The 1,043-nt window shown below is 65.5% G+C and carries 1 protein-coding gene; it reads left to right on the top strand.

Annotated features, from left to right (window positions below; all coding sequences use genetic code 11):
• On the top strand, positions 1 to 856 hold an 856-nt coding region (locus MKK64_RS01725; protein WP_243931994.1), incomplete at its 5' end, for a zinc-binding dehydrogenase.
• Positions 857 to 1,043 lie beyond the last annotated feature (187 nt).

Below are 1,043 nucleotides of genomic sequence, written 5' to 3'. Positions count from 1 at the left end.
TCCAAATGGAGCGATGCAGGCCAAGGTGTTTGGCTATCCGCTCGCCGGACTGTTCGGCTTCTCGCACCTTACCGGTGGCATCCCCGGCGGCCAGGCTGAGTACCTGCGGGTGCCCTACGCCGACGTCGGCCCCATCGTCGTGCCCGAGGGTCTCACCGACGAGCAGGTGCTGTTCCTTAGCGACATCTTCCCGACCGCCTACCAGGCCGCCGAGCATTGCGACATCGGTCCGGAGGACACGGTGGCGATCTGGGGCTGCGGCCCAGTCGGCGTGCTCGCGGTGAAGTGCTGCCTGATGCTGGGCGCCAAGCGCGTCATCTCCATCGACAGCGTTCCCGAGCGCCTCGCATTGGCACGCGAAGCCGGCGCCGAGACCATCGACCACTCCAAGGAGAACGTGCAGGACACGCTCATGGAGATGACCCACGGCCTCGGACCGGACTCGGTCATCGAGGCGGTCGGCATGGAGTCGCACGGGGCCGACACCACGCTGCAGAAGGTGTCCTCCGCCATCATGGAGCACACCGTCAGCCTGGAGCGTCCCTTCGCCCTGAACCAGGCGATCCTGGCCTGTCGTCCGGGCGGCAACGTCTCGATGCCCGGCGTCTTCGCGGGCCCGGTCGGTCCCGTCGCCTTGGGCGTCCTGATGAACAAGGGCCTGACCCTGAAGACCGGCCAGACCCACATGGTCCGCTACATGAAGCCGCTGATGGAGCGCATCCAAAACGGCGACATCGACCCGTCCTTCATCATCAGCCATCGCTCCACGAACCTGGAGGACGGCCCGGCGCTGTACGACATGTTCCGGGACAAGAAGGATGCCTGCACCAAGGTGGTGTTCAAGCCTCACGGCTGAAGGACGACCACGGAGCTGAAGCACGTTCATCTCCAAGGACGGGGCACGGCCGGCTCCTGATGGGTCGCCGCCGCCAACAACAGACAAGAAAGCGTCTCATGCCCACCGCGGTGATTTTCGACGTCGATGGTACCCTCATCGATTCGGTCCCCCAGCACGCCCGTGCCTGGCAGGATGCCTTCCGGGA

It is taken from the genome of Methylobacterium sp. E-025 (assembly GCF_022829705.1).
In the GTDB taxonomy this organism is placed as follows: domain Bacteria; phylum Pseudomonadota; class Alphaproteobacteria; order Rhizobiales; family Beijerinckiaceae; genus Methylobacterium.
Note: the sequence above shows the minus strand (reverse complement) of the source record. Positions and strands in the feature narration are given on the sequence as shown.